Source organism: Nanchangia anserum, assembly GCF_015240065.1.
GTDB lineage: Bacteria > Actinomycetota > Actinomycetes > Actinomycetales > Actinomycetaceae > Nanchangia > Nanchangia anserum.
Window position 1 is genome coordinate 1571522 of sequence record NZ_CP060506.1, and the last position, 24885, is coordinate 1596406.

The following is a 24885-nucleotide window of genomic DNA, read 5'->3' on the forward strand; positions in this document are numbered from 1 at the left end:
GCACTAGCCAGTCTGCTGCCCGTTCTCGCCACATCCCAAGGCGGCGAGGACGGGCAGCATTTTTGCCTGCGTCTCGGCAAACTCGCGCTCGGGTTCGGAATCGGGCATGATCCCACCGCCGGCCAGGACGCGCACGCTCAGCCCGTTCTCGGACACGATCCCGCACCGCAGGGCGATCCCCCATTGGCCGTTGCCGCGCGAATCCATCCACCCGACGGGGCCGGCGTAGCGGCCGCGGTCCATCTCCTCGATCTGGGCGATGATCTCGGCGGCCTCCGCGGTGGGAGTCCCGCACACGGCCGCGGTTGGGTGGAGGGCGCCGGCTGCCTGGAGCGAGGTCACTCGCGCGATTGCGCGCACGGTCGATGACAGGTGCGTGACGTTGGGCAGCGTCAGGATCTCGGGTTCCTCGGGAATGTCGAGGTGCTCGCACAGCGGCGTGAGGGCCCGGCGCACCGAGTCGACGGCGAGGGCGTGTTCGCGACGGTCTTTGGCCGAGGCGGCTAGGGCCTCGGCGTCGTCGGCACCCGCGGTCCCAGCCAACACGCGGGTGTACAGGTGGGCATCGCGGACCTCGGCGAGCATCTCGGGTGTGGCACCCACCAGGCCGTCGACAGCGTACGTCCAGCACGTCGGATAGGCCCGCGCGAGCCGAGCCGCCACCCAACCGGGACGCACCGGGGCCTCAGCCTCGACGACGACGTCGCGCGCAAGCACGACTTTGCGGGCTTCACCCGCGCGCAAGCGAGCGATCAGGTCGGTGAGGATGGCCAGGTAATCCGTGCGCGAATGCGCTCCGTCGCGCACGCGGGTGGAGCCCGGCCCCTCAACCGCGCCTCGCTCATCGGGCAACGGCGGACATGCCGCGTCACTGCCCTCGACGCTCTGTTCGATCACCCACGCCCGCTGATCGAACAGGCAATAGAGCGTGCGCGGGACGATGAGCGCCCCCGGGGTATCGGGGAAAAATCCGAAGGAACCAAAACACAGCGGGGCCGCAACGCCGGCCTCCCCACTCACGCGAGCGCGCGCGGCAATGGCCTGCCACATTCCCGAGGCGCGTCGGCACTGGTCCGCGCCGGCAACCTCGATTCGCCAGGCCTGCCCCCAACCGATGACGACGTCGCCCTCGCTTATCCACGCGTTCACCGGGGCGCACGTGTGCGCGGCGACCAGATCAATGGGATCACACGGGGTGGCTGGGCGAACATGCACGCGCAGTCGAGGCAGGCTGGCTTGATCACTCACCGGCCAGTCTAGGGTGAATAGACGAAACGGACCCGACTGGCGGGTCCGTTGTCGCACCGAGCTACTTCTTGTTGCGGCGCTGGTGGCGCGTCTTGCGCAGGAGCTTGCGGTGCTTCTTCTTCGACATGCGCTTGCGGCGCTTCTTGATCACCGAACCCATGGGGCCTCCTTTGTTCCGGGATCGTATGGACGTCTAACCGAGGAGTCAGTCTAAACCCCGCGTCTACTGATTGGCTACTTCGCCGCCTGCCTGCGTGGCCGACCAGTCCCCGAGGCCGGCATCGATCAGCTGCTGCACAGCAGACTGGGGAACACGAAACGATTTGCCCACACGCACCGCCGGGATCTCGCCGGAATGAATCATCCGGTAGACCGTCATTTTGGACACGCGCATAAGTTCAGCGACCTCGGCAACGGTCACAAAGCGCGGGCCTGAGGGTTGTGGCATCGTCTTCCGTCCTCGGTAGGCGTCCCGGCCCCGCGCATTGACAGACAATGAGCGGCGGAACAGCGTCTGGGTGTTGGTTCCCACTGTAGCCTATGGACGCCGCTTCAAGCGGCCACCACGCCGGCACACATGGCGACCTTCCGCGTGCATGTGACCAAGTTGGCGAACGGATCCGCGGGCGGCAGCAGGCGATTCGCTGCCTACGATAGGTGAGCGAAAGGAGGGCGAATGGCGTCCACAAAACGGCTGGGATTCGTGCGCGATTACGTCAATCGCGTGGCCCGCTCGTCCCCGGCACGCCTGGCGCTGGGCGTCTTCGCCCTCATCATTGCCGTCGAGACGCTGCTGCTACAGCTGCCCGCGGCAACGGCGACGGGCAAGCGGGCCCCGTTCATCGATTCCCTGTTTCAGGCGACCTCGGCTGTGTGCGTCACCGGATTGACGACGACGTCGATCGCGAATGACTGGTCGTTTTTCGGTCAGCTCATTTTGGCATTCGGCATGAAGATCGGTGGCCTCGGCGTCATGACGATGGCCTCGATCCTCGCCCTCGCTGTCTCGCGCCACATCGGGCTGACCCAGCGGATGCTCGCGGCGATGGAGACCAAGTCGGAGGATCGCCTGGGCGCGGTCGGCTCGCTCATCCGGGCCGTCATCGTCACCTCGCTCAGCTGCGAGATCCTCATCTTCGCCGTGTTGCTGCCGCGGTTTCTCACGCTTCACGAACACGTCGCCACCGCCGTGTGGCACGCGTTCTTTACCGCCCTGTCGATCTTCAACAACGTCGGGTTTGTCGCGCTGCCCGAGGGGTTGGAGGCCCACGTCGGCGACTGGTGGCTGATCACGCCGGTCATCGCCGGAACGTTCGCGGGGGCCTTGGGCTTCCCCGTCATGCTCGATCTGCGTCACCACTGGCGTCGCCCGCGCGACTTGACGCTGCACTCGAAGCTGACGCTGACGACGTACGTCGCCATTTTCCTCGCCGCCGCGCTCATCATCGCCGCGTCGGAATGGAATAATCCCGACACCTTTGGCCCCCTCGCGCTGCACGAGAAGATTCAGACGGCGCTGCTCTTCGGCGTCAATTCGCGCTCGTCGGGCCTGACGACGATCGACGTGTCGCAGATGACGCGCGGGTCGTGGTTCCTCCTCGACATCCTCATGTTCATCGGTGGCGGCTCGGCGTCCACGGCCGGCGGGATCAAGGTGACGACGGTCGCCGTCATGACGCTGGCGATCATCGCCGAGGCCCGCGGTGACCAAGACATCGAGGCGTTCGGGCGCCGCGTCCCGCCCTCGACGTTGCGTCTGGCGGTGGGCGTCGTGGGACTGGGAACGCTCATCGTCGCGTTCTCGGTGTTCTTCCTGCTGCTGGTGACGCCCTATACGCTCGATGTCATCTCCTTCGAGGTCATCTCGGCGTTCGCGACGACGGGCTTGAGCGTCGGCATCACCGCCGACCTGCCGCTCATCGGCAAGTACTGGCTCGTCGCCCTCATGTTCGCCGGGCGCACGGGGACGATGACGCTGGCTGCCGCGCTGGCGTTGCGCGACCGCCGCCGCCTCATCCGCATGCCGGAAGAGCGCCCGACGATCGGATAGGCGCGGCCTCGCCGCCGCGGGCGAGAATGGCCGAGGCCTCCTGTAGTGCCGGCCCCTCGTGGTTGAGGTGAGCCAGGGCCTCGGGAAGGGGGCGCCCCAGAGCCGTCATGGCCTTCGCCCACAGTCGCCCGGCCCGGTAGGACGAGCGCACGAGCGGGCCCGCCATGACGCCGTGGAATCCGATGCGTTCGGCCATCTTCGCCAGCTCGACGAACTCCTGGGGCTTGACCCAGCGCTCGACGGGATGGTGCTGGGGCGAGGGCCGCAGATATTGGGTGATCGTCAGCAGGTCGCAGCCGGCGTCGACGAGGTCGCACATGACCTCCTCGAGCTCGGCCGTCGTCTCGCCGAATCCCAGCATGAGATTGGACTTGGTGATGAGCCCGGCCTCGTGGGCCTGCTCGATGACGCCGAGGGTGCGTTCGTAGCGGAAGGCAGGGCGGATCCGTTTGAGCAGGCGGGGCACGGTTTCGAGGTTGTGGGCGAACACCTCGGGACCGGACTCACACACGGCGGCGATGGCGTCTGGATCGCCGCGAAAATCGTCGACGAGCAGCTCGACGCCCGTGCCGGGGTTCTGCATCTTGATCTGGCGGCACGTTTCCGCATACAGCCACGACGCCCCGTCGGGCAGGTCGTCGCGCGCGACGCCGGTGATCGTCACGTAGTTGAGGCCGAGTTGGGCAACCTGGGCACCGATGCGGGCGGGCTCGCCGCGGTCGTAGCCGTCGGGGCGACCGTGGGCGATGTCGCAGAAGTCGCAGCGGCGCGTGCAGAAGGCCCCACCGATGAGGAAGGTCGCTTCGCGGTCTTGCCAGCACTCGTAGATGTTCGGGCACCCGGCCTCGGCGCACACCGTGTGCAGGCCATTGGTGATCGAGCGTGAGCGCATGTCGTGGTAGTTGTCGCCGGCGACCGCCTGGGTGCGGATCCACTTCGGTTTCTTCTCGATGGGGGTCGCAGCATTGGCGACCTCGATACGCAGCTGGCGACGGCCTTCGGGCTGGGGGACGGTGGACATCAGGCCCTCGTTTCTTCGGTGACGTCGGTCAGGGGGCGGTCAAGCAGCGGGGCGAGCGCACGCGACAGGTGCGCCTCAACGGCCCGCTTGGCGTCGTCGAGGCTCGCGCGGAGTCCTTCACCGGCCAAGGTGGCGACGTCGGCGTCGTCGAGGCCGCACGGGATGATGCCACTGAAGGCCCGGCTCATGTCGGGGTCAACGTTGAGGGCGAGGCCGTGCATGGTGGCACCGCGCGCGACCTTCAGGCCGATAGCGCAGATCTTGCGGTCGCGACGCCCCGGCGTTTTTAGCCAGATTCCCGCCCGGCCCTCTACCGTCGTCACGTCCAGACCCCATGTCGTGCGGATGGCCTCGAGCAGGCCGGCTTCGACCGTGCGGATGTAGGAGATGACGTCGTTCGGGTTAGCGAGTTTGACGATCGGATAACACACGAGCTGCCCGGGTCCGTGCCATGTCACCGAGCCGCCGCGATCGGTGCGCACGACCGGTAGCGTCGCGTCAACGATGTCGCGCTCTTTCGTCGCCCGCCCGGCCGTATAGGTGGGTTCGGCCTCGAAAAACATAAGGGTGTCCTCGCCGCCGGCGGCCACCTCCTCGTGCAGGCTGCGCTGCATGTGGTCGGCTTCGAGGTAAGGGGTCAGGCGCCCTAACAGGTTGACGACTCGCACGCCCCAAGTATAGGACCGAGGCCCCAGACGCGCCCGACGCGGCGCCTGGTCACTGCCTGCCGCAATGACTCACAGACGCCGCGTCGGACGCGCTCGGATGTGGGGCACCTACATGCCGATGTGGCCCCACAGCCAGCCGATCTCGCCGAGGATTCTCTTGACGATCTCAACGGCAAATTGCAGGGCGTCCTGGTCGAAGTATCCCGGGAAGGGCATCTGTCCGTCAGGCATCGTGATCTCGCTTTCGTGGTCGTGAGTGGATTCGTGAGAGGGTTATTCGGCCGGGCCGAACGTGATCATCGCGTCGGGCGAGGTGTAGTCCTCGAAGCGGGTCACCGGGGCCACGCGTTCGCATTTGAGGACGCACTTCTTATCGACTTTTTCGGGTCGGCCGTCTTGGCGGATGTCCTCGGCCTTGTAGACGGCCGGCGCAGCGACGATCTGCTCGCCCACGTGCGCGCGCTTCGACGGGATGTAGAGGCGCAGGTCGATGTGGAGCTTGCCGTCTTGCGTGGCCGTGTAGCGCTGCCACGTGTAGACACCCCAGTTGTCTCCGCTGCCCGCGCTGCGAGCGGTGATCCGCACCGTGTACTTCGCACCGGGGGTGTAGCCGGAGGCCTCGGCCTGGACCCTGGCGTAGTAGGGCCCCTTGCCGCGATTGACGTGAATGAGGACGGGGATTTCGTGGTCGCCGTCGGCCGCATCCGTGACGAGCACGGAATCGAATCGGCCCTGCGCGGTCTGCGGATTGACGGGGGACTCGATGACGTATGTCGGATCCCAGTCGTCCCACCACGCGGCCTGCGCGTTGGCCGCGCCGACCTGACTCATGCCGGCCAGGGCGCACACCGCGACCGCGCCGGTCGCGCATAGGCGTCTCAGCATCATCGTCGCACCGCCTAACCGATGATTCCGGTCGCGAAACCGAGCATGGCCTTGATGGCCTCGAGCAGTGAGGGAACGACTTCCTGCAGCCAATGCAGAACCGGGTGGGGATCGTGGAAGGGATCAAGTGGAGCGCCAGCAAACATCGTTGTGTCCTTTCGCTTGTGATCGGAGCCATGAGGCCCTCGCCCCTTCACAGGTACGTCATAACACTGTGAGATTCAAGCCCTACCTACCGGGTGGATATGCCAGAAAACCCACATCATGAGAGGTTTCGTCACAACCTCTCATATTTAACTAACCGCGTGGTAGCACAAAGAGAGCCGAGACGGACGCGACACCCAAGGCGCCCAACGCGATCGCTTCTCATTTTTGATGTGCGCAACATCACACTAGCGATGGGTTGTGCGCGGTCTCCCGCCTCCCAGCGGCGCAGCCAGCCGCCCCTCGTAGGATGGAGGCGATGACGTCTTCGCCTTCCCGCTCCCCACATCGGCCTCGCCGCGGCTCGTCTGGTCGCCGCCGCAAACCCCGCGCCTTCACTGCCGAACAGATCGAGCAGCGTCGCCGCTCGGTCCCGGCGATCACCTACCCGTCGGCGCTGCCCGTGTCGCAGCGGCGTGACGACATCATGGCGGCGATTCGCGATCACCAAGTCGTCGTCATCTCGGGTGCCACGGGTTCGGGTAAGACCACCCAGCTGCCGAAGATGTGTCTGGAATTGGGCCGGGGCGCCGCCGGACTCATCGGCCACACCCAGCCGCGCCGACTTGCCGCACGCAGCGTCGCCGAGCGCATCGCGGCCGAACTGGGCCAGCGCCTGGGCCACACAGTGGGATACCAGGTGCGCTTCACCGACGTCGTCGGCACCGACACCATGGTCAAGCTCATGACCGACGGCATCTTGCTGGCCGAGATCGCCGCCGACCCCGACCTCACACGCTACGACACGATCATCGTCGACGAGGCCCACGAACGCAGCCTCAACATCGACTTCATCCTGGGCTACCTGGCCGCGCTACTGCCCAGGCGCCGCGACCTCAAGGTCGTCATCACCTCGGCGACCATCGACGCCGAGCGCTTCGCCGAGCACTTCTCGCGCGCGCTCGGCGGTGCGAGCGTGCCCGTCATCGAGGTCTCGGGCCGCACCTATCCCGTCGACATCGTCTATCGCCCGCTACGCGACGACGAGGGCAACGACATCGACATGGTCGACGGCATCTGCGACGCTGTCGACGAGCTGTGTGACCTCGGCGACGGCGACATTCTCGTCTTCTTGCCGGGCGAGCGCGATATTCGCGACACCGATGCCGCCCTGCGCGACCACCTGGGGCCGCGCTACATCGCGGCCGGCGCCCGCTCACGTCACCCGAACGCGATCGAGGTCATCCCGCTCTACGCCCGCCTGTCCCCCGCCGAACAGCACCGGGTTTTCGAGGCTCACCACACCCGCCGCGTCGTGCTGGCCACCAACGTTGCCGAAACGTCCCTGACGGTCCCGGGAATCCACTACGTCGTCGATCCCGGCCTGGCCCGCATCTCGCGGTTTTCCCACCGCACGAAAGTCCAGCGCCTGCCGATTGAACCGATCAGCCAAGCCTCGGCGAACCAGCGATCGGGTCGGTGCGGGCGCGTCGCCGAGGGCGTCGCCATCCGCCTCTACAGCGAAGAGGACTTCGCCTCACGCCCCGAGTTCACCGATCCCGAGATCCTGCGGACATCGCTGGCCGCCGTCATCCTCCAGATGGCGTCGCTCGGGCTGACGCCCATCGAGGGGTTCCCCTTCCTCGACCCGCCCGATCCCCGCCAGGTCCGCGATGGTGTGGCACTGCTGCGCGAACTCGGGGCCCTGCGCGAATCGGGCGAGCTCCGCCTGACGCGGATCGGCCACAACCTCGCGCGCCTGCCCATCGACCCGAGGCTCGGCCGGATGCTCATCGAGGCCGACCGGCGCGGCTGCGCATCCGAAGTTCTCGTCATCGTCGCCGCACTCGCCATGCAGGACGTGCGGCTGCGTCCCGCCGAGGCGCCGGGCACGGCCGACGCCGCCCACGCGCGTTTCGCCGATCCGTCGTCGGATTTCCTCGCCTATCTCAATCTCTGGCGCTACCTGCGCACGCTCTCGCGCGAGATGTCGGGATCCGCGCTGCGGCGCACGTGCCAGCGCGAATACCTCCACTATCTGCGCACCCGTGAGTGGCAGGACATGGTCACGCAGCTGCGCCAGATGGCGCGCGATATCGGGATCTCGATTCATCCGCTGTCGCGCCCCACCGAGCGCGCGATCGATGCTCAGCGCGGCCTCGGTGAGTCGGCGACCGACGCGATCGCCGCGGCCTGCGTGGCGCTGACCACCGAGGAAACCGACGCCGACTCGCTGCATCGCTCGCTACTGTTCGGGCTGCTGTCGAATCTCGGTCGCTGGGATGCCTCGGCAAAGGATTACGAGGGGGCGCGCGGAACGCACTTCCGGGTGTGGCCGGGGTCGGGGCTGGCCAAGCGCCACCACGAGTGGGTGATGGCGGCCGAGCTGGTGGAAACCTCACGGCTGTTCGCCCGCACGGTCGCCGCTATCGACCCGGCCTGGATCGACGAGGCCGGATCGTGCCTCATCAAGCGCAGCTATTCGGGCATCTACTGGTCTTCGCGGGCCGGGGCCGCAATGGTGCGCGAACGCTCGACGCTGTACGGCTTGACGATTAGCGCCGACCGCCCGGTGTTGCTGGGGCGCCTCGGTGAGAAGCGACTGCCGGGCGAGAAGCTCGCCGATACGAGCGGAGTCGGTGCTTTACGCGAAGCCCTGGGCGAGACGTCGAACGCCGAGGAAGCGCCGACGGCGCGCGAGCTGGCCCGCGAGATGTTTATCCGGCACGCGCTGGTTGAGGGCGACTGGCACGGCCGACACCGGTTCATGGAGCGCAACAGACGCGCCCTTGAACAGGCGCGCGAGGTGGAGCGGCGGACCCGGCGGGCGGGTATCGTCGCCGGGGACGACGCCCTGGCGCGTTTTTTCGATCGTCGGGTGGGGCCGGAGGTCGTCTCGCAGGGACATTTTGCGCGATGGTGGAAGACTGCCCAACGCGAGGATCCGCGGCTGCTGGACTTCCCCCCGTCGCTGCTGCTGCCCGAGACGCCGCCGGCATCGGATGAGCCGCTCACCTACAGCTCAGGAAGTTCGGGAACGAGCATTGCCGAGAGGCTCGACGGGGCCGTCTCGCCCGGTGATCTCGTGGCGTCGGCGAAGCAGCGCGAGGCCTCGGGGTTCCCCGACCGCTGGCGCGGACGCGGGGTATCGTTCCCGCTCTCCTACGAGTTTGATCCCTCCTCCGATCGCGACGGCGTCAGCGTTCAGGTCCCGCTCGAGGTCGTGAGCGGCCTGGAGCCGGATGCCTTTTCCTGGCTGGTTCCCGGGATGTGGGAAGACCTCGTCGCCGGTCTCATCAAGGCGATGCCGAAGAGCGTGCGCCGCCAGTTGGTGCCGGCACCAGACGTCGCGGCGCAGGTGACGGCGTGGATCCGCGAGCATCTGGATGACCCGCACGCGCCGATGCGGCGCGAGGGCCCAGGCGTTGCCGAGAAGAAGCGCCAGGCGTTGGATGCCTCGATGGCGCGGCTCGCGAAATGGGCGGGCGTCGAGGCTCCCAGCGTCTCGGCTACCGAGGAACAGCCTCCGGCGGAGGCCGAGCCGCCGCGCGAGGTGGCCGGGTGGGACCGACGCTATACCTCGCCCGATGCGTCTCTTCGTGACATGGTCACGCGCGGTCTCGACGCGACTCGTGGCGTCGAGATTGACGAAGGCGCGTGGGAGTACGCACGCACACGCTTGCCGGCCCACCTGACGATGACCGTTGTGGTAACCGATGCGAATGGCCGCGCGATCGCCCACGGCAAAGACATTGCCAAACTGGCCCACCGTCTGCGCGATCGCGAGCGCCAGGCCGTGCGGGAGGCCATCCGTGATGCACGGGCACACTCCGCCCGACCGGGGGCTCGAACGCGAGCGGCGGCCCCGACCGTGCGCGAGGTCAGCGGACTGACGTCCTTCCCGACAGAGCCGTCCCCGCTGCCCGAGGACATCCGCGTGGCCGGCCCCGCCGGGACGTCGCGGCTCGCCCATCCGGCGCTCGTCGTCGCGGACATGCCGGCGGATGTGCTGGATCCGGCGTGGGCCGAGGCTCCCGGCTGGCAGGGGCCGTGGCGTGCTGATCTGTGTATCTGCGACGCCGCCCCGCTCGCTCGCCGCGACCACGCGGACGGGGTGGCGGCGCTCGTCCTCGCCCAAACCGCTCTGCCCGCCACGAGGGTGAAGACGCGATGGCGCGGCGCGGACGCGGCGACGCTTGCGGCCAGCCCGTACGCCACCACCGAGGCCCTTATCGACGACATCCAGTGGTGCGCCGGCCGCGATCTCGTCCAGCAGTGGGCACTCGAACACGACACCAACGTGTGGAGCGTGCGCGACGAGCAGGCATGCGAGTCGGTGGTCGCGTGGGTGCGTGAACGCCTCGAAGATCGCGTTCACGAGGTCGTCGGCCACGTCGTCGCGGCCTTGCGGGCCTGCCACGACTACGAGCGCGCGAGCGCCGAGGTTCCCCGGCTGCGGCTGCTCGACGTCCTGGCGGACGAGACGCGCCACGTGCAGGCACTCATCAGCCCCGGGTTCATCAGCCGATGGGGTGCGGCGGGCCTGCCCGCGCTCGAACGGTGGCTGCGCGCCAGCGCCGAGCGGATTCGCCGGGCCGCGGACAATCCCGGTCGCGACAAGGGGCTGGCGTGGCAGGCACGCGAAGCCGCCGAGGTCACGGCCGCAGCGCTTGATCGTGCGCGCTCGCGCCCGTGGGAGTCGTCTCTGGCCGAGGCCGCCTGGGAGCTCACCCTCGCCCAGGAAGAACTGCGCGTATCGCTGTTTGCCCAGCACGTCGGCACCGCGCGCAAGATCAGCCTCAAGCGACTGACACGCCTGGCCGAGACTCTGTAGGCAACCGCCTAGCCGAACCAGGCGCGGTAATACTGGTAGAACCGCAGGTTTCCCGCGCCGTAGGCGTTGCAGCCGGTGAAGTCTCCCTTGATCGCTGCGTCGGTGGGCACGTAGGGCGTGTAGTTGTACAGGGCGGCGGTCGCACGGTTTTCGACGTACACCTGCTGCGAGCCACACGCGGGGTCCGGGGCGTGGGTGATCGTGTTCGTCACTCCGGCGAGGATCGAGAACGAAAATGGCTCGTTCATGTAACGCTTCCACTGCGCCGCGGCCTGGTAGACCTGGGTGTCGAAGCCGGCGAATTGCTGGTCGCAATTCGTGCCGTCGGGGCAGCCGTACCCCATGGCCCACGCGTAGGCGTCACCGGTAAGCCGCGACGACGAGGCGGTGATAAGGCCCTGTTCCTTTTGCAGCGTCACGAGGATGACCTCGGGATTGATGCCACACGCCTGGGCGGTGCGCCAGATGATCGTCGACGCGGCGAGGCTCCTGCCGCCCTCGCGTTGGCGTGGGCACGACGCGGTGGCCGGCATGGGGGCCGAATCGGTGCGGTAGTCCTTCAGGCACGCCTGGCTGCCCGGGCGGCAGCCGGTCCCCCACGTGTCGAGAAACTCCTGGATCTGTGCCCTCATTCATCGTCGCCGTATTGGTGAAATCGGCATTCGAGATGATCATGCCCGGGGTGAATCCCGCCGACGATAGGGGCGGGGTGGTCGGCTCGGGGACGTCTGCGGCCTCTTCGGCGTGCTTGGCTGCACAGCCGCGCACGCCGCCGGCGATGACGGCACCGACGAGGATAATGACGACGAGGGCCACGAGCCCGCACCCAGCGCGGCGACGCCGATACACGTGAGCCGGGTGCCGCCTGCCTGGGCGGGCCGAGGGACGCGAAGAAGACATCGCCCTCATCGTACGGGCTGATAGCGCCGACGGGCATGTGTCCAGTCCGTCCCGGACACTATGCTGAGGACATGGCTGATTCTTCCTCTTCCCCCATCGATCGCGAAGTTCTCACCTGGCAGGGGTTTGGCGACGGCATGCGCGAGCTGGCCGTCACCATCCGTGATTCCGGCTGGATGCCCGACCTCGTCGTTGCCGTTGCCCGCGGCGGTCTGCTACCGGCCGGCGCCCTGTCGTATGCCCTGGGCGTCAAGGCGTGCGGGACGATGAACGTCGAGTTTTACACCGACATCGCCGAGACCTTGCCCGAACCCGTCCTCATTCCACCGCTCATGGACGTGAGCGCCCTGGATGGCAAGCGCGTGCTCGTCGTCGACGACGTCGCCGACTCGGGCAAAACGCTGGCGTTGGTCATGCAGATGATTCGCGATCAGGGGATTCCCTCGGGTGACCCCGCGTCGTCGACGATGGTGCGCGTGGCCGAGGCCCGCAGCTGCTGCATCTACATGAAGTCGCGCTCGGTCATTACCCCCGATTACGTGCTCAAGCACACGGACAAGTGGATCAACTTCCCGTGGTCGACGCTGCCGCCGGTCACCAGCGACTGCGAGCAGCCCTAGCGGATTGTGGAGGCGAGGATGCGGTGTTCGTGGCGGGTCACCGTGCCCTCGATCAGCTGTCTCGTCGACTCGCTCAGGCGCGTGGCCACCGAATCGTCGTCGGTGTAACCACCGCCGTCCGCTCCCCCACCCGTGACCCCGATGATGACGACGTCGTCGGTTTCGCTGAGCCACGGCCCGCCAGATACTCCCGAGGGCATGGCCGCGCAATGCATGGCGAGGAAGGTGTCCCCGGCTTCGCTGTAGGCGGACGTCGACGACCGGCACAGCCGCGGCTCCACGGTGGCGTAGGGGTAGCCGGCCATGATGACGCTGCTGCGGTTAGGCGACACGTCGTAGGCGGGGTCGAGGGAGCCAACGGCATCCTCGATCTTCTCGCCGCCGCGATCGGCAATGACGAGGACGGCCTGGTCGCCCGAGGGCGAGGTGCCGTAGCGCGGGTCGATCGCAGCTGCCGTCACGTCCCACACGCCCAGCGGGGCCTGCCCGTCGTGATAGTCCGGGATGAACACGAGATCCGAGGTCACGCCATCGAGGCAATGCGCGGCGGTGAGCACGCGGTCGCGCGTCGGCGAGGTGACGATCGTCGCCGAACACACGGGCACCGCTGTGCCCGTGTCATCAAGCGTCATGAGCAGCCCCATCTCGGGCAACGTCCCACCCTGGGTCTCCGCCGCCGACCCGTCAATCGAATCGGCGACCCACATCGCCACGTCCGTCAGGGTGTCGTCGAGCAGGTCGTCGTGCATCTCGCGGTCGGAATCGGCGTAGTCCGGGTCGTGATCGGCCCAGTAGGCGCGTGCGTGATCCGATGTCGGATACCACACGATGCGCGAGGACGCCTCACCGACTGAGTCCAGCCCCAGTTCCTGAGCGACCTCAGCGAGGGGGCCGTCCCCCATGCCCGCCGCCGCCAACGTCCCGACCGTACCCAGCGTGCACACCGCGACGGCAGCCTTAGCCGCCCATGCTCGAACCTGTGAGATCATCCGCGCGCCTTCCCCGCCATATGGCGCCGCCACCCGTGTCCGTTCCACACTACGACCGCGCCCCGGTGCGCGCGAGGGGGCGAGGGTGAGAATATGTGTGACGTTAGGCGCGCAGATCCTCAAGCAGACGCGGCGTCACCCGCTCGATGCACTCCAGCGTGTCGATGAAGTCCGAGTAGTCGCCGTACCACGGGTCGGGAACCTGCCCGGTTCCGTCGGGATCCCAGTCGCGATACAGCGCGATCGTCACGTCTGCGGCTGCTCCGGCTCGACGATGGAGACGCTGTAGCCTCGCCAGGTGCGTGTCCGTCATCGCGAGAATGAGGTCGAAGTCGGCGAAGTCCTCGGCCCGGACCTGCCGTGCCCGGTGATCGGGCACCTCGTAGCCGTGTTCGCGAAGAACCCGTTGGGCGCGAGGATCGGGGCGGTTGCCGGCCTCCTCGTCCGAGACTCCGGCCGAATCCACGACGATGTCAACGCCGGCCTCGCGCGCTCGCTGGTCGAGGACCGCGTGGGCCATGAGCGAGCGGCAAATGTTGCCCGTACAAACCATGAGCACGCGCGTCATGAGTCATTCCTCCCCGTAGCGCTCACGACCACGATTCGGCGAGCGGGGCACCCTCCTGGTAGCCCGCGGCCGACTGGATACCGACGATCGCGCGTTCGCGGAATTCCGCCTGGGTCTTCGAGCCGGCGTACGTGAACGAGCTGCGAACCCCGGCGACGATCTGGTCGATGAGATCTTCGACGCCGGGACGCAGCGGATCGACGTACATGCGCGAGGAGGAGATGCCCTCCTCGAACAGTTCCTTGCGCGCGCGGTCGAATCCCTGAGCCGCCGCGTTGCGGTTGCGCACGGCCCGCCGCGAAGCCATCCCGAAGTTCTCCTTGTAGGGCCGCCCCGATGGGTCGTGCGTGATGTCGCCGGGAGACTCGTACGTGCCGGCGAACCACGAGCCGATCATGACGTTCGAGGCGCCCGCCGCCAACGCCAAGGCGACGTCGCGCGGGTGGCGCACGCCGCCGTCAGCCCACACGTGCCCGCCGAGGGCGTGGGCGGTTTCGGCGCACTCGAGGACGGCCGAGAATTGTGGGCGACCGACTCCCGTCGCCATGCGGGTCGTGCACATGGCCCCCGGACCGATCCCCACCTTGACGATGCTGGCCCCGGCGTTGATGAGGTCGCGGGTCGCGTCCGCGGTGACGACGTTTCCGCATGCGATGGGGATGTCCACGCCGGCCTCGCGCACGGTCTCGAGCGCGCGCAGGGTCTTCTCCTGGTAGCCATGAGCGGTGTCGACGACGAGGACGTCGACACCGGCGGCGACGAGCGTCTCGGCGCGACCGCGCACATCGCCGTTAATCCCGATGGCGGCGGCCACGCGCAGGCGCCCATTCTTATCGACGTTTGGCCGGTAGATCGACGAGCGCACGGCACCCTTGGCCGTGAGCACCCCAACCAACCGGCCGTCGTCGTCAACGATCGAGGCGACGCCGAGGTGCTTGGCGGCGAGCGTGTCGTAGGCCTCGGCCGGGGTCACGCCGGCGGCAACGATGACGGGCTCGCTCATGATCGTGTGCAGCTGGGCGAAATGGTCGATTCCCGCCAGCGCCGATTCGGGGACGATACCCAGCGGGCGCTTATCGTCGTCGACGATGATGACGGCGTGGTGGGAACGCTTGTGAACGAGCGAAAGCGCCTGCGAAACCGTGTCGCGACGGTGCAGCGTGACGGGCGTGTCGTAGACGGTCCCGCACGCTTTGACCTTCGCAATCGTCTCGGCGACGATGTCGGCCGGAACGTCTTGCGGCAAGACGACGAGGCCGCCGCGCCGCGAGACGGTTTCCGCCATGCGTTTGCCGGCGACAGCCGTCATGTTCGCGACGATCAGGGGCACCGAGGTGCCGGTGCCGTCGTCGGAGGCGAGATCGACGTCGAAGCGCGAGCCGATATCGGTTCGCGAGGGGACCATGAACACGTCGTTGTAGGTCAGGTCATAGGGCACGGATGCGGAGTTCAAGAAGCGCACGTTTCTCCAGTCTAGCGGTTTCGCCCCCAGGCGGCAGGAAACGGCCGGCTGTAACCGTTCAACGGCACTGCACCGGGGACAACGTCAGCGTTCGCCCCCACCATCGGCGCCGAAGCTCCCTATCGTGGCTAACCCACACCAGGGTCGCCGGCCACGCCCGCAACTGATCTTCCAGCTCCGTCACGACTACAGGTGCAATGGCATTGCCCGGTTCGTCGAGCAACAGAAGCTGGGCTCCACGGGCCAGTCCCACGGCCAGGTTGACGCGGACTCGTTGGCCACCCGACAGCTCGCAGAGACGACGGTGCGCGATGATGCCGGGTACCAACCCCTTGTCCAGCACACCGACCCCGAGCCGGCGCGCATAGTCGACAACCGTGAGGTTATCGACGTCGTCACGGCGAGACACAAACTGGCTGACGCTCGCGATCGCCGAGGCATCCGGCAACGCAGCGTGCCCACCAGTCGGGGTGATCTCGTGGCCGAGGAGACGCAGCAGCGTCGTCTTACCGGCGCCGTTCGGACCACACACGAGCACGTGCTCGCCCGGCTCAACATCGATACTCACCGGGGCAAGCCGTCCCGCGACCTCAACGTTGCGCAAAGTGAAACCGACGCCGCGATCCGGCGCAGATGAAATGTCAAGGCGCAGCTGATGCGGGGGCTTTGTCACCCACGCGGCTTCGGCTTCGCGGACCCGTTGAGCCCGGCGCGCATCGATCCGGGTGGTTGCGGCGGAGTGCCGATCCTCGAAAAAGCGCTTAGCCTTCTTTACTTCGGTATGCATGCGGTAACGCGCGGGTTCGTCGTCGCGGTGTGCGGCGGCGCGCAGCGCCGTGATGCGATCGCGTTCCCGGCGATACCGCGCCCGCCAGGCCTCGTCTCGCGCGCGTCGCTGGGTAACGACCTCGTCCCAGGTTCCGTGCCACCAGGTCACACAGTCGCCGTGCTCCTCGGCGTGGAGCACGGGCGCGGGATCGAAGTCGAGGTAGGTCGACACCGCGTGGCTCAGGAAGTGGCGATCATGGCTGGCGACGATGAGGACGCCGGGCCAGCTGCGCACCTGCGCCGCTAGCGCATCAATCGCGTCGTCATCGAGATGCAGCGTCGGTTCGTCTAACAACGCGACGTCGCAGCGCGCGGCGCAAAATGCCGCCAAGCGAAGACGGACCCGTTCACCGCCCGACAGCTCCCCCATCGCTACCGTGTCGAGGTCGCGCCCGAGGCTCGCGGCGTCTACCCGAAATGCACGGGCCATTTGCTCGGCGCGTTCGGGTGCCTGCCAGGCCTCGCGGGCGTCGATCTCGTCGGCGAGACGTGCAATCTCCCTGTCATCGCCGCCGTCGACCAGATCCGCACACGCGCGCACATACCGTTCACACAGGGCGGTGTCTGCTGCAATCCCCGCGCGCAAGACGTCTCCGGCGCTTGCTGCCAGCTCGTCAGCGAAGCTCTCTTGACGGAAATAGCCGACGGTTCCCGAAGCACTCACCATTCCGGCGCGTGCTGGCAGCTCGCCGGCTAAGAGCCGCAGCAGCGTCGTCTTACCGCAGCCGTTGTCGCCAATGAGCGCGGTCGGCTGCCCAGCGGGCACGGAAAAGGACAGGTCGCGAAAGACGTCCCACTCGGGATAGCCGCCTGCCAGATGGGTGACGGTGAGGGGTGCGTGTACAGACATGGGTTCCTCGCAATGTGGATGCTCTCCGCGCGGGGCTCAGCCTCGACGCGCGGCTATCTCACAGCAAGAAACCCATGCCTATACGCTAACCGACGGAATCTACAGTGTCGAGACTAGAAATCCCAGTCGTCGTCCTCGGTATCGACGATCTCGCCAATGACGTAGGACGAGCCCGACCCCGAGAAGAAGTCGTGGTTCTCGTCGGCGTTGGGCGACAGCGCCGACAGGATAGCGGGATTCACGGCGGTGGCCTCGGGCGGGAACAGCGCCTCGTAGCCGAGGTTCATCAGGGCCTTGTTGGCGTTGTAGCACAGGAACTTGCGCACGTCTTCGGTCAGCCCCAGGGGGTCGTAAAGATCCTCGGTGTACTGCTCCTCGTTTTCGTACAGCTCGTAGAGCAGGTCGAACGTGTAGTCCTTGAGCTCGGCCTGACGCTGCGGCGACGATTCGCGAACAGCCAGCTGGTACTTGTAGCCGATGTAGTACCCGTGAACGGCCTCGTCGCGAATGATGAGGCGAATGAGGTCGGCGGTGTTCGTCAGCTTGGCGTGCGCCGACCAATACATCGGCGCATAGAAGCCCGAGTAGAACAGGAAGGACTCGAGCATCGTCGAGGCGACCTTGCGCTTTTCCGGATCATCGCCGCGGTAATACGACATGATGATCTCGGCTTTGCGCTGAAGGTGTTCGTTTTCTTCGCTCCACCGGAAGGACTCGTTGATTTCCTCGGTCGACAACAGCGTCGAGAAGATCGACGAATACGACTTGGCGTGTACGCTCTCCATGAACGCGATGTTCGTATAGACAGCTTCCTCGTGCGGGGTGCGCGCGTCAGGAATCAGCGAGACGGCTCCGACGGTGCCCTGAACGGTGTCCAGCAGAGTCAGCCCCGTGAACACGCGGTTCGTCATCGTCTGCTCGTCGGGGGTCAGCGTCTTCCAGCTGGGAATGTCATTCGACAGCGGAATCTTCTCAGGCAACCAGAAGTTCCCGGTCAACCGGTCCCACACCTCGAGGTCTTTGTCGTCCTCGATCTTGTTCCAGTTGATCGCCTGGACGGTGTCGAGAAGACGGGGATTGTCGCTCACGTCGGGTCCTATTCCTTCTTCAACGGTCATCGGGGCAACACGTGCTGGCGCATCCGGCCGGCACCCTCACTCTAGTCGCGGATGCAGCACGAGCCGGCTGCGGCGGCTGCACCCGCCGCGAGCGCGGCGAAGACGCCGGCCTGTTTCGTGTGGGCGTAGCGGACCCCGCGCGAGGCGAGCCATTCGCCGCAGCGATAGGCTGCGCTCTCGCCGAGGGCGACGGCGCCGGCAAAGGCGGCCCCTGCGGCAATGGCCTGCGGGGACTCGAGGTGGGAGAGCACGGGGCACCGCGATCCTGCCGCGTCCTTGCAGCACGTGCCGTCCTCGCGGGCAGACTCCTTGCAGCACTTTTCCTTATTGCTGGCCTGGCCCTTACAGCATCCACCTTCGGCGCTGCCGGTTCCCTTGCCACACCCGCACGTGCCGCCGGCCTCGAAGGTCTCGCGGTCGCGCAGGGTGCCCAGGACCTCGCGGCTGCCGGGCGTCACACCGATGTTCTCCTCCGCAGCGTCATCGCTGGTGTCCGCCGACTCGCCGCGGTGGCCGCAGCAGGAGGATCCGGCCTCGCCGCGATGCCAATTCCCGGTGGCGACGTCGCGCAGCGACAATGGGCACTGCTGCATCGCGAGCGCGCCCGCGCCGGCGCTAAGCGCGACCTTGATGGCGGCGCGGGCCACGCGCGAGTGGACGACGTCGGGCATGGCGTACCACGCGAACACTGCGGCTCCGAGGCCTGCCGCTCGCCACTGCTTGGGGCACGGGCACGACAGGGTGGTCGACGTCGTCGATGAACAGCAAGACATGGAGCGGCCTCCTCGCGTAGCGCCACTGGTTCGGTTGCGTATGCCCTCCCAGTATCGTCCCAATCGGTCGCGGCTGCCAGGGGTGGCCGGCCGGGCCCGCGCGTGGTGGCCGACAGTGCCGGAGCAAACTCGCCTCCCTCGCTCCGGCAAGTGGCGGGCTGATCTGGGCACATTCGCGCCGGGCGGGGTAGATAGTAGAAGTATCGGTATCGTCGATGTGAAGGATGACCATGACGAGCACACTCATCGATTCCCTGCGCGGCGGCCTCATCGTGTCGGCGCAGGCCTACCCCGGTGAACCCCTGCGCCATCCCGAGACCATGGCCCAGGTCGCCGAGGCCGCTGCGGCCGGTGGGGCTGTCGCGATCCGCTGTCAGGGCCTGTCCGACATCGCCGCGATCAAGGGGCGCGTCAGCGTTCCCGTCATCGGCCTGTGGAAGGAGGGCGATGAGGGCGTCTACATCACGCCGACACTCCGCCACGCTCGCTGCTGCCTGGCCGCGGGATGCGACATCGTCGCCATTGACGCGACGCGCCGTCCCCGCCCCGACGGGTTGACCTACGCCGAGACGGTCGCGGCGCTTCATGCCGACGGCGCTGTTGTCATGGCCGATTGCGGCAGTTTCGACGACGCCGCGATGGCTCACGAGGCCGGCACGGACATCTTGTCGACGACGTTGTCGGGCTACACCGGTGAGCGGGAGAAAACCGATGGCCCCGACGTCGAACTGCTGACCCAGATGATCGAGGCGTTCCCACAGACCCCTGTGATTTGTGAGGGGCGCATCCATACCCCCGATCAGGCCCGGCAGGTCATGGAGGCCGGGGCGTGGGCGGTCGTCGTCGGTACGGCCATCACTCACCCGACGTCCATCACCCGGTGGTTCGACGCCGCCGTTCGCCAGGCCAACACCCGCTAGGAGTTCATATGCGCATCGGTATTTTCGCCACCGCCGACGAGGTCGCCGATCAGGCGGCCGCCCTCATCATTCGCGCGCACGCCCGCCCCGATTTCGTCCTCGGTGTTGCCACCGGCGGCACCCCGATCCCTCTGTACGAGCGCCTGCGGGCGGCCCATTCGGCGGGCCGTTTCGACCTGTCGCATGCGCGTGCCTTCGCGCTCGACGAATACATCGGCATCGCCGCAGATCATCCCGAGCGCTACCGCAATTTCCTGTGTCACCACTTGATCGAGGCCGACGAGGGCACGGGACTGCGCGAGTCTCATCTTCACACCCCCGATGCTCTGGCCGAGGATCCCTATCAGGCTGCTGCCGACTACGATCAGGCGATTCGCGACAGCGGCGGCGTCGATATTCAGATCCTCGGGATCGGCGCCGACGGGCACATCGGTTTCAACGAACCGGGCGGATCCTTGACCTCGCGCACGAACGTCGGCGTGCTGACGGCACGGACGCGCCAAGACAACGCCCGGTTCTTCGACGACGACCTCTCCCAGGTGCCCACGCAGTGTGTCACGCAGGGCTTGGGCACGATCATGGAGGCCCGTCACCTGCTGCTGCTGGCGACGGGAGCCGGTAAGGCCGAGGCGGTCGCCCACCTCGTTGAGGGGGCCGTGTCGGCGCGGTGGCCGGCGACCATCACCCAGATGCATCCGCACACGACCGTCCTCGTCGACGAGGCCGCGGCCGCTCGCCTGGAATTGGCCGATTTCTACCGCGCCCAGTGGGAGGCCGAGGCCGCGAGCGAGCAGCCCCTCAGGTGAGTCGCGGCGGGGTCGTGTCGACGCGCAGATCTGCAAGTCCCGCGGGGTCGTCGCGCCGAATGTGATCGTCCTCGTGCGCGGCCCAGCGTTTCCACTGGCGCGCGAACATCTCACCGTCGCGGGTCAGTGCTCGCTGGCGCCGCACGTGCGCGTCCGCGTCGACCCAGATCCCGAAATCCGCGCGTTCGCGGCTGGCTGTCGTCAGCGCCCCGCAGCCCTCAATGATGAGTGGGGCGGCAGGGTCGACGCTGACCCACGCCCCTGGCTCATCCGCCTGCCAATTCCATCGGGTATAGCCCGACGGCGTGCCCAACACGTCCTCGGCGAGCATCCGCGAGCCCGCGGCCAGGCCGTCCCAACCGGGGTACCAGTCGTCCATCCGTGCCACGACGAGATCGAGCATCTGCTCGCCGAGGCATTCGGCGATCGTGGTAGCCAAGGTCGATTTTCCCGCGCCTGCTCGCCCATCGATGAGGACGACGCCGCGGCGTCCGCGAGCGCGAGAGTGCGCCAGCGCGCACCGACATTGTTCGATGATGGTCTCGGTGTTCGCGTCCTCGCGCCCGCGGGCGCTAGTCGGCGACATCGGGCAGGGCAATCTCGAAGGGGACGTCCTCGCCCGCGGCAAACATGAGCGCGTGGCCGAAACCGCGCTGGACGGTCTCGCGCACGACCTCGCGCGTCAGATAGGCCATGTGCGAGGTCACGACGACGTTCGGCATCGCCCGCAGCCGCGCGAACGCCACGTCGTCGACGATGTGGGTTGGCAGATCGCGGTAGCTGAATGCCTCCTCGCCCTCGACAACGTCGAGTCCCGCGCCCGCGAGTCGCCCCTCGGCCAGCGCGTCGACGAGCGCCGCGGTGTCGACCATGGGACCGCGAGCGCAGTTGATGAGGATGGCGTCGGGTTTCATTTGGGCCAGGGCGTCGCGGTCGATGAGGTGTCGGGTCTGCTCGCTCAGCGCCATGTGGATCGTGACGACGTCGGATCGGCGCAGCAGTTCGTCGAGGTCGACGTAGGTGACGATCGTGTCGAGGTCGGGGCGCGGGTAGGGGTCGGTCGCGAGGATCTCGCAGCCGAATCCGCTCAGGCAGCGTGCCAGGGTCGCGCCGATGTTGCCGGCTCCGATGATGCCGACGGTTCGCCCGGCCAGTTCACCGCCTTCGAGTCCGTCGGTGCGGAAGTCCTGGGCGTCGAAGCGGCGCAGCATGGGCCGGATCTTGCGCAGGACCATGAGCATCATGACGGTGTAGGGATTCGGCGACCGAGTGGGGCGAATACGTGACGTTCGAGACGCGCATTCCGCATCGCGCGGCCGCCTCCAGGTCGATGTTGTCGTATCCGATCGAGCGCGCGCACACGTAGCGGCAGCCTGCCTTCGCTGCGGCCTCGATGAGGTCGGCGCCGAAGGGTGCTCCCGAGGTCGACACGACGTCGACGTGGGTGTCGGTGAAGTCGTCGATGGTGGGATAGCCGAAGAATTCGACGACCTCGACGTCGGGGTGGTCGCGCTCGAATTCGCGATAAAACTCGATCTCACCGGCGTTGGCGTCGTAGGCAAAAATCCTCATGATGCGTCCCTGGCTTCCCCGTAGCTCTCGTGACCGCCGACGATCGTGCGCACGGCCGTGATCGTGTGCAGCCGGTCACTGTCGATGGTAAACGGATCGGCGCTGAGCTGAACGAAATCGGCGAATTTGCCGACCTCGAGGGTGCCTTTGTCGTGTTCTTCGTGGTTGTAGTAGGCGGCGTTTGCGGTGTAGCAGCGCAGCGCCTCGTAGACGCTCACGGCCTGGGCGGCGGCTTGGGGGATGTCGGAGCCGACGGCGCGGCGGGTTACTGCCCCTTCGATGCCGACCCACGGGTTGACGGTCGCCACCGGTGCGTCCGAGCCGCACTGGACGATGACGCCGTGGTCGAGCATGTCGCGGATGGGGAACAGCCGGTTGTGGCGTTCAGATCCTTCCGGTCCCAGCCGGTCGTGGCTGAAGTGCTCGAAGTTCACCCACCAGTTCGGCGACAGCTGCGGGTAGACGGGCAGGTCGGCGATGCGCTCGTAGAAGTCGGTGGGCGGCACGGTGCAGTGGCCGATGTAGAGGCGGCGGGCGTCGCCGATCTCGGGGTCGTAGGCCCGCTCGAAGGCGTCGAGAACCATGCTGATCGCGCGGTCTCCGATCGCGTGGATGCACAGCTCGTGCCCCTCGTTGTAGCGGGTGCGCACGATCTCGTCGAGTTCGTCCTGGGTAAACGAGGCTTCCCCGCAGGATGTGGGGTCGTCGCTGTAGGGCTCCTCGAGGTAGGCGGTGCGCCCGCCGACCGAGCCGTCGGCGAGGTACTTCAGGGGGCCGATCTTCAGCCACTCGTCGCCGAATCCCGAGACGATTCCGCGATCGTTTGCCCGGTCGGCGTACCACGTGAAGCCCAGGCGCATGAGGGGGCCGTGGAGGCGGCGAACCTCCTGGTACAGCCGCGCCCCGTCCGGGTTGTCCTCCTGGTACACCTGGAGGGTCGTCAGCCCCAGTCCGGCGAGTTCGCGCAGGTATTCGGCCACGGCGGGAATGTTGTTGGCCAGCGTGGGCAGGGGAATGTGTTCGGCGACGAAGGCGGGGTAGGCCTGGTCGCGCACCACACCCGTCGGATAGCCATCGTCTTCGCGCGGTACCTGTCCGTCGGTTTCGCCCAGGTCGTCGCGGTCGAGCCCGCAGGCGGTGATCGCCGCCGTGTTCAGTGAGTGGAAGTGGTGGCAGAAGGATCCCGCGACGATGGGGACCTCGGTCGAGACGCGGTCGAGGACCTGCCGGGGCGGGTAGGCACCCTCGGCGAGCTTGGCCATCGACATGTTTTCGCCGGTCAGCCACATGCCCTCTTCCAGATGGTCCAACCCGGCGCGCAGCAGGCGCTCGACGTCGTCCCAGCTGCGGGCCTCACCCAGATCGACCCGGCGCCGCCCGAGCATGTCGAGGTAGAGGTGCATGTGGGTGTCCTCGAGACCGGGGATGACGGGGGCTCCCTCCAGGTCGACCTCGCGTTCGGCCTCGTAGTCGGCCACATCGGCATTCGAGCCGGCGACAACGATGCGGCCGTTGAGGATCCCGAGGGCCTCGATCGTCTCGCCGTCGGCGCGCATCGTGTAGATGCGGCCGTTTCGATAGATGGCGTCGAGCTTCATGGTGATCTCCTAGTTGGTCCCCAGTACCGCACCGGAAACGGTCAAGATGATGGGCAGCGTCGCGATCATCAGCACGTAGGAGGCGGTGACGGTTTTCGAACAGAACTTGACGTTGAGGCGGAACATGTTGGCAAAGATGACGTTGAGGGTGGCGCATGGCATCGCCAGCAAGAAGACGGTGACGCGCTCGACGGTGGGGGGAAGCGGCAGCACGGCAAACAGCGCGATGAACGCCAGCGGCACGACGAGCAGGCGCATGACCGAGACGACGTAGGCCCACTTCTCGGTGATGACTTCCTTCACCGACATCGATGCGATGGCGTAGCCGATGATGAACAGCGACAGCGGGGTAAGCATGGCCCCGACCTTGTTGCACGCGTCCATGATGATCTGCGACACGGCCAGCTCCTGCCACGCCCAGTAGGGCTGGAGGAAGTAGAAGACCATCATGATGTAGGTGGCGATCATGTTGATGTCGGTGAAGACGTTCTTCAGGCTGAAGTGGCGCTCGCCCGACAAGATGATGCGCATGAGCGAGAACATCGACAGGTTCCACGCGATGTTGAGCGACACAGCGAAGATCAAACCCGTCGACCCGTACAGCTGCGAGGCCAGCGGAATGCCGATGAAGCCGACGTTGCCGAAGACCGTCATCGACGAGAACAGCCCGTCGGCCTTGTCGGGAACGCTCACGCGCTTACCGATGGCGTAGAAGATGAGGGGCGCCACCAGGTAGTAGACCAGGGCGAAGCCAAAGACGATGAAGAATCCCTTGGCGACCGCGGGGCTGTAGGGCGAGGCGGCCGAGCCGACGATGGCGATCGGCAGGACCCCGCGCAGCAGCAGAGTCGACAGGCCGGTGTTGAGCTTGGCATCGACAACCCCGCACTTGGCAAGGGTAAAACCGGCAACGAGAACAAGAAAAACGGTCGCTAATAGCGCAAAAGTTGTTGTGGTCATCGGACCTGCTTTCGATCGGGGCACCTTTGGCCGGTCGTTGTCCTGCTATTGTCTGTGGCACCAGCCACGCA

The 24885-nt window shown here is 67.0% G+C and carries 25 protein-coding genes; 5 read left to right on the plus strand and 20 right to left on the minus strand.

What is annotated here, in order from left to right:
* Positions 1 to 3: 3 nt before the first annotated feature.
* The 3 genes from H8R18_RS07390 to H8R18_RS07400 all read right to left on the minus strand — a co-directional run bounded on the left by H8R18_RS07390 (position 4) and on the right by H8R18_RS07400 (position 1696).
* Positions 4 to 1248, minus strand: coding sequence for an isochorismate synthase (locus tag H8R18_RS07390; protein WP_191071401.1), 1245 nt, complete (start codon positions 1246 to 1248; stop codon positions 4 to 6).
* A gap of 61 nt (positions 1249 to 1309) precedes the next feature.
* The gene (locus H8R18_RS07395; RefSeq protein ID WP_005504750.1) at positions 1310 to 1408 is read right to left on the minus strand and encodes a 30S ribosomal protein bS22; all 99 of its coding nucleotides are present in this window, start codon (positions 1406 to 1408) and stop codon (positions 1310 to 1312) included.
* A gap of 63 nt (positions 1409 to 1471) precedes the next feature.
* Positions 1472 to 1696, minus strand: coding sequence for a helix-turn-helix domain-containing protein (locus H8R18_RS07400; RefSeq protein WP_191071402.1), 225 nt, complete (start codon positions 1694 to 1696; stop codon positions 1472 to 1474).
* Between the two features lie 228 nt (positions 1697 to 1924).
* Here H8R18_RS07400 and H8R18_RS07405 point away from each other — a divergent pair, with 228 nt between their 5' ends.
* A complete protein-coding gene (locus H8R18_RS07405) occupies positions 1925 to 3298 on the plus strand; it encodes a TrkH family potassium uptake protein (protein ID WP_191071403.1) in 1374 nt (457 codons plus the stop codon).
* On the opposite strand, the gene lipA is transcribed toward H8R18_RS07405, so the two are convergent.
* The 5 genes from lipA to H8R18_RS09635 all read right to left on the minus strand — a co-directional run bounded on the left by lipA (position 3261) and on the right by H8R18_RS09635 (position 6018).
* Positions 3261 to 4319: a lipoyl synthase gene (lipA, locus tag H8R18_RS07410; protein WP_191071404.1), complete on the minus strand. Its 1059-nt coding sequence runs from the start codon at positions 4317 to 4319 to the stop codon at positions 3261 to 3263. The two genes, H8R18_RS07405 and lipA, sit on opposite strands and share 38 nt — an antisense overlap.
* Positions 4319 to 4987 (minus strand): lipoyl(octanoyl) transferase LipB, encoded by a 669-nt coding sequence (gene lipB / locus H8R18_RS07415; protein WP_191071405.1) that lies wholly within the window; start codon positions 4985 to 4987, stop codon positions 4319 to 4321. Before lipB ends, lipA begins: the two co-directional genes overlap by 1 nt.
* 108 nt (positions 4988 to 5095) lie before the next feature.
* On the minus strand, positions 5096 to 5218 hold the full coding sequence (locus tag H8R18_RS09630; RefSeq protein ID WP_263406226.1) for a hypothetical protein: 123 nt from the start codon (positions 5216 to 5218) through the stop codon (positions 5096 to 5098).
* Positions 5219 to 5260: 42 nt separating this feature from the next.
* Positions 5261 to 5875 (minus strand): hypothetical protein, encoded by a 615-nt coding sequence (locus H8R18_RS07420; RefSeq protein WP_191071406.1) that lies wholly within the window; start codon positions 5873 to 5875, stop codon positions 5261 to 5263.
* Positions 5876 to 5886: 11 nt separating this feature from the next.
* Entirely contained in the window at positions 5887 to 6018 is a 132-nt protein-coding gene (locus H8R18_RS09635) for a hypothetical protein (protein ID WP_263406227.1), read from the minus strand.
* Positions 6019 to 6335: 317 nt separating this feature from the next.
* Between H8R18_RS09635 and hrpA the strand changes: the two genes are divergently transcribed.
* Positions 6336 to 10850, plus strand: a complete 4515-nt coding sequence (gene hrpA / locus H8R18_RS07425) for an ATP-dependent RNA helicase HrpA (RefSeq protein WP_223875108.1) — start codon at positions 6336 to 6338, stop codon at positions 10848 to 10850.
* An 8-nt stretch (positions 10851 to 10858) separates the two neighbouring features.
* On the opposite strand, the gene H8R18_RS07430 is transcribed toward hrpA, so the two are convergent.
* Positions 10859 to 11482 (minus strand): hemagglutinin, encoded by a 624-nt coding sequence (locus H8R18_RS07430; protein WP_194189222.1) that lies wholly within the window; start codon positions 11480 to 11482, stop codon positions 10859 to 10861.
* Between the two features lie 339 nt (positions 11483 to 11821).
* Between H8R18_RS07430 and H8R18_RS07435 the strand changes: the two genes are divergently transcribed.
* Positions 11822 to 12370, plus strand: coding sequence for a phosphoribosyltransferase (locus tag H8R18_RS07435; protein ID WP_191071409.1), 549 nt, complete (start codon positions 11822 to 11824; stop codon positions 12368 to 12370).
* On the opposite strand, the gene H8R18_RS07440 is transcribed toward H8R18_RS07435, so the two are convergent.
* The 6 genes from H8R18_RS07440 to H8R18_RS07465 form a co-directional block, all read right to left on the minus strand.
* Positions 12367 to 13359 carry a trypsin-like serine peptidase gene (locus H8R18_RS07440; RefSeq protein WP_191071410.1) on the minus strand — a complete coding sequence of 331 codons (993 nt, stop codon included), beginning with the start codon at positions 13357 to 13359 and terminating at the stop codon, positions 12367 to 12369. The genes H8R18_RS07435 and H8R18_RS07440 overlap by 4 nt on opposite strands.
* A gap of 103 nt (positions 13360 to 13462) precedes the next feature.
* Complete coding sequence (locus H8R18_RS07445) at positions 13463 to 13927, minus strand: low molecular weight protein-tyrosine-phosphatase (RefSeq protein ID WP_191071411.1); 465 nt, start codon at positions 13925 to 13927, stop codon at positions 13463 to 13465.
* 22 nt (positions 13928 to 13949) lie between these two features.
* Positions 13950 to 15389: a GuaB1 family IMP dehydrogenase-related protein gene (locus tag H8R18_RS07450; protein ID WP_191071412.1), complete on the minus strand. Its 1440-nt coding sequence runs from the start codon at positions 15387 to 15389 to the stop codon at positions 13950 to 13952.
* Positions 15390 to 15447: 58 nt separating this feature from the next.
* Positions 15448 to 17067: an ATP-binding cassette domain-containing protein gene (locus H8R18_RS07455; RefSeq protein WP_191071413.1), complete on the minus strand. Its 1620-nt coding sequence runs from the start codon at positions 17065 to 17067 to the stop codon at positions 15448 to 15450.
* 113 nt (positions 17068 to 17180) lie between these two features.
* On the minus strand, positions 17181 to 18155 hold the full coding sequence (gene nrdF / locus H8R18_RS07460) for a class 1b ribonucleoside-diphosphate reductase subunit beta (protein WP_191071414.1): 975 nt from the start codon (positions 18153 to 18155) through the stop codon (positions 17181 to 17183).
* A 71-nt stretch (positions 18156 to 18226) separates the two neighbouring features.
* A complete protein-coding gene (locus tag H8R18_RS07465; protein WP_191071415.1) occupies positions 18227 to 18958 on the minus strand; it encodes a hypothetical protein in 732 nt (243 codons plus the stop codon).
* Between the two features lie 230 nt (positions 18959 to 19188).
* Between H8R18_RS07465 and H8R18_RS07470 the strand changes: the two genes are divergently transcribed.
* Together H8R18_RS07470 and H8R18_RS07475 are read left to right on the plus strand one after the other, a co-directional pair.
* A complete protein-coding gene (locus tag H8R18_RS07470) occupies positions 19189 to 19878 on the plus strand; it encodes an N-acetylmannosamine-6-phosphate 2-epimerase (protein ID WP_223875110.1) in 690 nt (229 codons plus the stop codon).
* Between the two features lie 8 nt (positions 19879 to 19886).
* On the plus strand, positions 19887 to 20684 hold the full coding sequence (locus tag H8R18_RS07475; protein WP_191071417.1) for a glucosamine-6-phosphate deaminase: 798 nt from the start codon (positions 19887 to 19889) through the stop codon (positions 20682 to 20684).
* Here the strand turns inward: H8R18_RS07475 and H8R18_RS07480 are convergent.
* From H8R18_RS07480 to H8R18_RS07500, 5 genes are read right to left on the minus strand one after another with little or no spacing between them, the layout of a single operon-like run.
* Positions 20677 to 21270 (minus strand): nucleoside/nucleotide kinase family protein, encoded by a 594-nt coding sequence (locus H8R18_RS07480; RefSeq protein ID WP_191071418.1) that lies wholly within the window; start codon positions 21268 to 21270, stop codon positions 20677 to 20679. The two genes, H8R18_RS07475 and H8R18_RS07480, sit on opposite strands and share 8 nt — an antisense overlap.
* Positions 21257 to 21928, minus strand: a complete 672-nt coding sequence (locus H8R18_RS07485) for an NAD(P)-dependent oxidoreductase (RefSeq protein ID WP_194189223.1) — start codon at positions 21926 to 21928, stop codon at positions 21257 to 21259. Before H8R18_RS07485 ends, H8R18_RS07480 begins: the two co-directional genes overlap by 14 nt.
* Complete coding sequence (locus H8R18_RS07490) at positions 21840 to 22256, minus strand: Rossmann-fold NAD(P)-binding domain-containing protein (RefSeq protein WP_194189224.1); 417 nt, start codon at positions 22254 to 22256, stop codon at positions 21840 to 21842. The genes H8R18_RS07485 and H8R18_RS07490 overlap by 89 nt, the downstream gene beginning before the upstream one ends.
* Entirely contained in the window at positions 22253 to 23854 is a 1602-nt protein-coding gene (locus tag H8R18_RS07495) for an amidohydrolase (RefSeq protein ID WP_191071420.1), read from the minus strand. Before H8R18_RS07495 ends, H8R18_RS07490 begins: the two co-directional genes overlap by 4 nt.
* Before the next feature lie 9 nt (positions 23855 to 23863).
* Positions 23864 to 24814, minus strand: a complete 951-nt coding sequence (locus tag H8R18_RS07500) for an AEC family transporter (protein ID WP_191071421.1) — start codon at positions 24812 to 24814, stop codon at positions 23864 to 23866.
* Between the last annotated feature and the right edge of the window lie 71 nt (positions 24815 to 24885).

Coding starts and splice junctions, on each gene's coding strand:
- H8R18_RS09635 (WP_263406227.1), bottom strand. CDS start 6,018: ATGTTTGCTGGCGCTCCACTTGATCCCTTCCACGATCCCCACCCGGTT.
- hrpA (WP_223875108.1), top strand. CDS start 6,336: ATGACGTCTTCGCCTTCCCGCTCCCCACATCGGCCTCGCCGCGGCTCG.
- H8R18_RS07395 (WP_005504750.1), bottom strand. CDS start 1,408: ATGGGTTCGGTGATCAAGAAGCGCCGCAAGCGCATGTCGAAGAAGAAG.
- H8R18_RS07475 (WP_191071417.1), top strand. CDS start 19,887: ATGCGCATCGGTATTTTCGCCACCGCCGACGAGGTCGCCGATCAGGCG.
- H8R18_RS07470 (WP_223875110.1), top strand. CDS start 19,189: ATGACGAGCACACTCATCGATTCCCTGCGCGGCGGCCTCATCGTGTCG.
- H8R18_RS07480 (WP_191071418.1), bottom strand. CDS start 21,270: ATGTCGCCGACTAGCGCCCGCGGGCGCGAGGACGCGAACACCGAGACC.
- H8R18_RS07445 (WP_191071411.1), bottom strand. CDS start 13,927: ATGACGCGCGTGCTCATGGTTTGTACGGGCAACATTTGCCGCTCGCTC.
- H8R18_RS07490 (WP_194189224.1), bottom strand. CDS start 22,256: ATGAGGATTTTTGCCTACGACGCCAACGCCGGTGAGATCGAGTTTTAT.
- H8R18_RS07420 (WP_191071406.1), bottom strand. CDS start 5,875: ATGATGCTGAGACGCCTATGCGCGACCGGCGCGGTCGCGGTGTGCGCC.
- H8R18_RS07430 (WP_194189222.1), bottom strand. CDS start 11,482: ATGAGGGCACAGATCCAGGAGTTTCTCGACACGTGGGGGACCGGCTGC.
- H8R18_RS07500 (WP_191071421.1), bottom strand. CDS start 24,814: ATGACCACAACAACTTTTGCGCTATTAGCGACCGTTTTTCTTGTTCTC.
- H8R18_RS07495 (WP_191071420.1), bottom strand. CDS start 23,854: ATGAAGCTCGACGCCATCTATCGAAACGGCCGCATCTACACGATGCGC.
- H8R18_RS07455 (WP_191071413.1), bottom strand. CDS start 17,067: ATGTCTGTACACGCACCCCTCACCGTCACCCATCTGGCAGGCGGCTAT.
- H8R18_RS07405 (WP_191071403.1), top strand. CDS start 1,925: ATGGCGTCCACAAAACGGCTGGGATTCGTGCGCGATTACGTCAATCGC.
- H8R18_RS07400 (WP_191071402.1), bottom strand. CDS start 1,696: ATGCCACAACCCTCAGGCCCGCGCTTTGTGACCGTTGCCGAGGTCGCT.
- H8R18_RS07435 (WP_191071409.1), top strand. CDS start 11,822: ATGGCTGATTCTTCCTCTTCCCCCATCGATCGCGAAGTTCTCACCTGG.
- H8R18_RS07465 (WP_191071415.1), bottom strand. CDS start 18,958: ATGTCTTGCTGTTCATCGACGACGTCGACCACCCTGTCGTGCCCGTGC.
- lipA (WP_191071404.1), bottom strand. CDS start 4,319: ATGTCCACCGTCCCCCAGCCCGAAGGCCGTCGCCAGCTGCGTATCGAG.
- H8R18_RS07485 (WP_194189223.1), bottom strand. CDS start 21,928: ATGATGCTCATGGTCCTGCGCAAGATCCGGCCCATGCTGCGCCGCTTC.
- H8R18_RS09630 (WP_263406226.1), bottom strand. CDS start 5,218: ATGCCTGACGGACAGATGCCCTTCCCGGGATACTTCGACCAGGACGCC.
- H8R18_RS07440 (WP_191071410.1), bottom strand. CDS start 13,359: ATGATCTCACAGGTTCGAGCATGGGCGGCTAAGGCTGCCGTCGCGGTG.